This window comes from Gordonia sp. (in: high G+C Gram-positive bacteria) (assembly GCF_052106715.1).
In the GTDB taxonomy this organism is placed as follows: domain Bacteria; phylum Actinomycetota; class Actinomycetes; order Mycobacteriales; family Mycobacteriaceae; genus Gordonia.
In genome coordinates this window covers 1-5,703 of sequence record NZ_JBQEDL010000072.1, presented here as the reverse complement: position 1 = coordinate 5,703, position 5,703 = coordinate 1, and the positions used below count along the sequence as shown (strand labels likewise).

The following is a 5,703-nucleotide window of genomic DNA, read 5'->3' as shown; positions in this document are numbered from 1 at the left end:
GTCGAGACCCGTCGCGTACGACGGATCTCGACTCCGCTCGATCAACGTGGCCGGCGGGTTCGCGTATAGCCTCACCGCGGGACGCGGCCCCATCCTGCTGGTCGAGCGAAGTCGAGACTCCCTGGCGTACGACGGATCTCGACTCCGCTCGATCAACGTGGCCGGCGGGTTCGCGCTGTAGCCTCACAGCGGCGTCCAGCGGATCTCGACTCCGCTCGATCAACGTGGCTGGCGGGTTCGCGCTGTAGCTCACTTACGTGCGGACGACAGATCTCGACTCCGCTCGATCGACGTGGTTGGCGGGTTCGCGCTGTAGCTCACTTACGTGCGGACGACGGATCTCGACTCCGCTCGATCAACCGAGGTGGCCCGCTCGCGTATAGCCTCACCGCGGCACGCGCCCCATCCTGCTGATCGAGCGGAGTCGAGACCCGACTCAGCGGACGGCCTGGATAGACTGATCAGCATGGCTATCGATAGGCCGGCGAATGGCGACGAGGACGTAGTCAAGGCGCCGCGGGCACGTATGACAGGGGCGCAGCGTCGTCTTCAGTTGATCGAGGTCGCTCGTGGACTGTTCGCCGAACGAGGCTTCGAAGGCACGTCTATCGAAGAGATCGCGCAGCGCGCAGGCGTGTCTAAACCGATCGTGTACGAGCACTTCGGGGGCAAGGAAGGTCTCTACGCGGTCGTCGTCGACCGTGAGATGGACAAGCTCCTCGAACTGGTGACGTCGTCGCTGACCAAGAACCGTTCGCTGTACCGGATTCAGCAGGTCGCGCTCGCACTGCTCACCTATATGGAGGAGAGGACCGACGGGTTCCGAATTCTCGTCCGTGGCGAGTCGCCGCATGGCAACAACGGCGACACCCGTTACTCCAGTCTCCTGAACGACGCGATCAGCCAGGTGGAACATATTCTGGCGAGTGATTTCGATCGGCGCGGGTTCGACCCGGCATTGGCGCCCCTGTACGCGCAGGCCCTGGTCGGGATGGTGTCGGTGACAGCGCAATGGTGGCTCGACGTCCGAGAACCCGCGAAGGAGATCGTCGCGGCGCACCTGGTGAACCTGTGCTGGAACGGTCTCACACGTCTCGATCCGTCTCCGATGCTGGTCGACGCCGATTACAGCGAATCCGTGCCCCAGACGATGAATCCCGAGACGTCTACTGCAGAGACTTCCACTGCAGAGACGGCTACTCCGCGGGAGGGGAAGTCGCAGACGTAACGTCTGCTGCGGCGACTCGGCGGCGAGCAACGATCGTTCCGACTCCCCAGAGGACGAAGGCGAGGACCGCCGTCGAGATGATCTGACTGCGGACCGATTCGGTCCATAGTCCGAGTGCGACGATGACGGCGAGGGCTACCAGAGTGGCCCATGAGAGGTACGGGAACAACCACATCTTCATCGGCAGTCGGACGCCGTCGCGGTCGGCGCGGCGACGGAGAACGATCTGTGCGGTCGTGATCGACAACCACGTCACGAGCAGGGTGGAGCCGACGAGGGCAAGCAGTTGGTCGAGCACCTCCTCGCCCCAAAGGTAGTTGGCGGGCACCATTGCGAAGCCGACTACGACGCTCGCCAGTACTGCTCGCACCGGCACACCGTTCGACGTGGTCCGTGCGGTCCCGGTCGGCGCCATGCGGCGAAGTCCGAGCGAGAACAGCATCCGCGAGGCCCCGTACAGGTTGACGTTCATCGACGACAACAGAGCGATGACGATGATCGCTCCCATCGTGGTCGCGACGGCGGGTAGTCCGGCCTGCTCGAGGATCCCTACGAACGGGCCGGACTTCAATCGGTCGTCGTCGAGCGGAAGGACGAGGATGATGATCAGGACCGATCCGATGTAGAAGACCAGGATCCGCCACACGATGGTGCGGATCGCTTTGGTGACACTGGGGCCGGGATCATCGGTCTCGGCTGCTGCGACGGCGATGATCTCGATGCCGCCGAACGCGAAGGCGATCACCAGCAGGGCGGCGGTCACACCCCCGACCCCATCGGGGAGTATGGCCCCGACGTTGTCCAGACCAGGTGACGCCTCGGACGTCCACCCGAATAGGTAGGCGGCGCCGATGGCCAGGAACACAATGATGAAGACGACCTTGATCAGTGCCAGCCAGAACTCGAGTTCGCCGAAGTTCGCGGCGCCGCTCAGATTGAGAAGTGTGAAGACCACCATGAAGACGAGTGCCCACCCCCAGGCGGGCAGGACACCGACTAGGGAGTTGAGCCCTTCGGCTGCGGCGAGTGCTTCAGCGGAGACGACGAGCGTCATCTGGATCCACCACAGCCAACCCATCATGAAGCCGGCACCGGCCCCGAGTGCTTTTCCCACGTAATACGAGAAGGCTCCGGGATTCGGGTCTGCTGCGGCGAGCTCGCCGAGCATTCGCATCACGGAGACGATGATCAGACCGATGATCGCGTATGCGATGAGTGCGGCTGGGCCGGCGAGGGCTATGCCTTCGCCGGATCCGACGAACAGGCCGGCACCGATGGCCGAGCCCAGGCTCATCATCACCAGATGTCGAGGACGGAGGCCGGTCTTGAGGCGACTCTCGTCAGCGACGGCGATGTGATCTTGTTCGGAGTCGGCCATTCCCAGCAGTGTAATCGCCCCGTCGTGCGGAACAATCGAGGCATGTTCACGATGCGGGACGCGACCGCGGATGACTGCGCGGCGGTCGCCGACATCTACCGGCACTACGTCGAGACGTCGACGGCCAGCTTCGACCACGATGCCCCCGAGGTGGCGACCTGGCGGGAACGGCTTTCGTCCTGCCGGTCGCGAGGCCTGCCGTTCCTGGTCGTCGAGGACTCCGACATCGCGCCAGGTGTTCTCGGGTTCTCGCGGCTGGGCCCTTATCGCGGTAAGTCGGGATGGTCGTTCACCGCGGAGAACAGTATCTACCTTCGACCTGAGGCGGCAGGCCGAGGGATCGGGGCTCGACTCCTGCGTGCGACGATCGACGCGATCGACCCCGCCAGGATCAGGCATGTGATGGCGGTGATCTCGGAGGAGGCGCCGGGATCGATCGCCCTGCATGCCAAGGCCGGATTCGTCGAAGCCGGCCGGACACCGAGCGTCGGTTACAAGTTCGGGCGTTGGGTCGGCGTCGTCTACATGCATCTGGATCTCGGTGTGCCGCCTCACCATCGTTGATCGGAGCGCGATCGCTGGTCGGTGCGAAGGACTCGATTGGTACGCTGAGCAGTGTGCATATCCGTCTGACCTCCGCTGATTCGCCGGCTGACCCGGCGACTCACGGTGTCCTGGCGGGGGCGGTGTCGGCGATCATCGGTACCGCGGCCCACGGATTCGGCGGCGGGTTCGGCGCGCACGGGCCTGCGACGTCGCACATGCTGATTCTTCTGGCGCTCGCCGTCGTCGTTGGGGTCGTGCGTGCAGGCCAGGTCAAGGGCGGGGGCCGGTCCGCCGGCACCGGCTGGGTGTCGACCGCTGTGGCAGTTGTCGGCGGTCAGGTCGCCGCCCACGTAGCCCTCGCCCTCCTCGGTCACGGGTCGGTGGTGCCCGGCGGCGCGATGATCGCGTGGCATATCTTCGCACTGCCCGCTGCGGTGGGCGTGCTCGTCGTCGCCGAACGCCTCGCGCACTCGTACGGATCGCAGGTTGCCGTCATGCTCGGCTCTGCCGCGGGCTTTGCGACCGATGACATCAAGCCGACCGTGCCGACTCCGGCGGTCGAGACGGCCTATTCCCTTGCTCTGCAGTCGGCTTCGGGTGTGCGAGGTCCCCCGGCAACGATGTGAAGACCCAGTCACCTTCATTCACACCTTGCTCAATTGAGGAGACCTCATGGCACGGCGCTATTTGCTGCGCTCGGCCGGATTGACCGCACTCGCGGCATCCGCACTACTATCCGCCACCCTGCTCACTGCGTGTTCCACCGACAGTGACGACGCTTCGGACGCCGATGCGATCACGGTGACGCAACCGTGGATCAAAGCGACCGATGATCCGGCCGTCGACAACGGTATGACGTCGGCGTTCGCCGTTATCGAGAACTCGTCCGACCACGACATCCGCATCGTCGGTGCGTCCAGCGACGCCGCGAAAATGGTGGAGTTGCACGAAGTCGTCGAGTCGGGCGGCACCACCAGCATGCGTGAAGTCGAAGGCGGGATCGTCGTCCCCGCCGACGGATCGGTGACCCTCGACCCGGGCGGCGAGCACTTCATGCTGATGGGTGTGTCTCAGCCGATCCGTTCCGGCGACGTCGCGACGATCACCGCGAGGTTCGACGACGGATCCACTGAGACCATCCAAGCTCTCGCTCGAGACTTCGACGGGAATCAAGAGAACTACTCGCCGGCCGGCTCGTCTCCTGAAAGTGGGAGTCGAGACCACGGCGAGCAGAATTGACCCGGTTCTCCCGGAGAACCCTGCTGACCGGCGGTGTCGGGCTTGCAGGACTCGGTGTGGGCGCGGCGGCCGTCGGCGTCGGACATGAACTGTCCGAGCCGTCGGCTGCCGGGTCGACGCTGCCGTTCTTCGGAGATCATCAGTCAGGGATCGTCACCCCGATGCAGACGCACGTCGACTTCGTCGGACTCGACCTACTCGACCCGGCCGACCACGCAGCGCTGCAAGGGATCTTGCGGATGTGGACGCAGGACGCCGCCAACCTCACGCAGGGGCAGTCCGGGTACTCCGACACCGAGCCGGAGCTCGCTGTCGACCCAGCGCGGCTGTCCATCGCTGTCGGTCTCGGTCCGCGGGCGTTCGCGTCTGCGGCGCTGGCGGCGAAGAGGCCGTCCTGGTGTGCGCCGCTGCCTGCGTTCACGATCGACCGGCTGCAGGAACGGTGGGGTCAGACTGACGTGGTCGTTGCCGTCGCATGCGACGACCCGATGACGCTCGCGCACGCGGTGCGCATGGTCATCGCACCGGTTCGACGTCGTACCCGGGTGCGTTGGATGCAGCAGGGCTTCCATCACAAACGCAATCTGTTCGGCCAGGTCGACGGCACCGTCCAACCGGACGAGGGACGCTACGACGACCTCGTCTGGGACGACGGATCGGAGCGGTCGTGGATGGCGGGCGGGACGTCGCTGGTGCTCCGACGGATCGCGATGAACATGGATACTTGGGAGGCAGTCGATCGACCGAGTCGGGAACTGTCGTTGGGGCGGACCCTCGACAACGGTGCGCCATTGACCGGGAGTGTTGAGACCGACGATCCGGTGTTCACCGCGACCAAGGGCGGTATCTCGGTGATCCCGGAGTCCTCTCACATCGCGCGTGCACATCAACGATCCGATCGCGAGCAGTTTCTCCGTCGGCCGTACAGCTACGACCTCTCCCCGGCAGGTGGCGACGGCGACACGTCGGACAGCGGTCTGATCTTCGCCGCGTACCAGCGGGATCCGGTCGCGCAGTACGTGCCGGTCCAGCAGCGGCTCGCCGACCACGACGACCTGAACGAGTGGACCACACCCATCGGCTCCGCGGTCTACGCGATGCTCCCCGGCGCCCGAGACGGTTCCTACCTGGGGGCGCCCCTGTTCGAGTGATGTGCCCGTTGGTTGGCCGATGGTCGAGCGGAGTCGAGACCTTTCCAGTTGGTCGAGACTTCTCCCGCTGGTCGAGCGGAGTCGAGACCCGACCGCGACTCCGCTCGATAAGCGGTGGGGGGCTCGATAAGCGGTGGGGGGCGCGATCAGCGGGGGGGGAC

The 5,703-nt window shown here is 65.2% G+C and carries 7 protein-coding genes; 6 read left to right on the top strand and 1 reads right to left on the bottom strand.

From position 1 onward, the window contains the following. Both ACTIMF_RS18985 and ACTIMF_RS18980 read left to right on the top strand, forming a co-directional pair. A partial coding sequence (locus ACTIMF_RS18985) for a hypothetical protein (RefSeq protein WP_442351840.1) occupies positions 1-181 on the top strand: 181 nt, incomplete at its 5' end. A 285-nt stretch (positions 182-466) separates the two neighbouring features. Next, positions 467-1,228: a TetR/AcrR family transcriptional regulator gene (locus ACTIMF_RS18980; RefSeq protein ID WP_442351839.1), complete on the top strand. Its 762-nt coding sequence runs from the start codon at positions 467-469 to the stop codon at positions 1,226-1,228. On the opposite strand, the gene ACTIMF_RS18975 is transcribed toward ACTIMF_RS18980, so the two are convergent. Beyond that, positions 1,197-2,606: an amino acid permease gene (locus ACTIMF_RS18975; RefSeq protein ID WP_442351838.1), complete on the bottom strand. Its 1,410-nt coding sequence runs from the start codon at positions 2,604-2,606 to the stop codon at positions 1,197-1,199. The two genes, ACTIMF_RS18980 and ACTIMF_RS18975, sit on opposite strands and share 32 nt — an antisense overlap. Positions 2,607-2,648: 42 nt before the next feature. On the opposite strand from ACTIMF_RS18975, the gene ACTIMF_RS18970 reads away from it, so the two are divergent. The 4 genes from ACTIMF_RS18970 to ACTIMF_RS18955 are packed head-to-tail and all read left to right on the top strand — an operon-like array spanning position 2,649 to position 5,542. Next, entirely contained in the window at positions 2,649-3,170 is a 522-nt protein-coding gene (locus ACTIMF_RS18970; RefSeq protein WP_442351837.1) for a GNAT family N-acetyltransferase, read from the top strand. Positions 3,171-3,223: 53 nt separating this feature from the next. Beyond that, complete coding sequence (locus ACTIMF_RS18965; protein ID WP_442351836.1) at positions 3,224-3,778, top strand: hypothetical protein; 555 nt, start codon at positions 3,224-3,226, stop codon at positions 3,776-3,778. Positions 3,779-3,824: 46 nt separating this feature from the next. Next, positions 3,825-4,391 carry a copper chaperone PCu(A)C gene (locus ACTIMF_RS18960; RefSeq protein ID WP_442351835.1) on the top strand — a complete coding sequence of 189 codons (567 nt, stop codon included), beginning with the start codon at positions 3,825-3,827 and terminating at the stop codon, positions 4,389-4,391. After that, positions 4,388-5,542 carry a Dyp-type peroxidase gene (locus ACTIMF_RS18955; RefSeq protein ID WP_442351834.1) on the top strand — a complete coding sequence of 385 codons (1,155 nt, stop codon included), beginning with the start codon at positions 4,388-4,390 and terminating at the stop codon, positions 5,540-5,542. The genes ACTIMF_RS18960 and ACTIMF_RS18955 overlap by 4 nt, the downstream gene beginning before the upstream one ends. Positions 5,543-5,703 lie beyond the last annotated feature (161 nt).